The 617-nt window shown below is 37.6% G+C and carries 1 pseudogene; it reads left to right on the forward strand.

Going from position 1 to position 617, the window contains the following annotated elements:
- Nucleotides 1–617, forward strand: a pseudogene (locus tag KLA_RS18195) (thrombospondin type 3 repeat-containing protein); the annotation flags it as partial.

Below are 617 nucleotides of genomic sequence, written 5' to 3' on the forward strand. Positions count from 1 at the left end.
AGATGTTGCTGGGAACGTTGGCCCTAATAGCGCTGCTGATTCGGCTACTATTGATTCTACTGATCCTATAGTAGATAGCTTTACAGCTAATACAACTTCTCCTTTATTAACAGGTCAAGGAAATTCTAATGAACTTCTATTAATTGATTTAGATACAGATGGTGATGGTGTAATTGATGTTTCATATTCAGTAACAACAGATTCTACAGGAAATTGGAGCATTGATACGGCTACAGCAATACCAGATAATGGTACATTTCCAATATTAGAAGATGAAGACACCATAGAAATAATAGCTACAGATTCTGCTGGAAATATTGGTACTGGTACAGTTGTACTTTCTATTGATTCTGATAATGATGGATTATCTGATAATGAAGAAGCGGCTTTAGGCACAGATCCTAATAACCCTGATACTGATGGGGATTCTATTTTAGACGGACAAGAAGTTACTGATAATACCAACCCGCTTGATGACTGTGACTCTAACGGTGGTACGCCTCTTGACACTAGTGATTGTGATATGGATGGCTTAACTAATGCACAAGAAGCGGCTTTAGGTACAGATCCTTTTAATCCTGATACCGATGGTGATTTAATTCTTGATGGTAAAGAAG

Origin of the sequence: Cellulophaga geojensis KL-A, from assembly GCF_000568425.1 — a bacterium.
GTDB classification, from domain to species: domain Bacteria; phylum Bacteroidota; class Bacteroidia; order Flavobacteriales; family Flavobacteriaceae; genus Cellulophaga; species Cellulophaga lytica.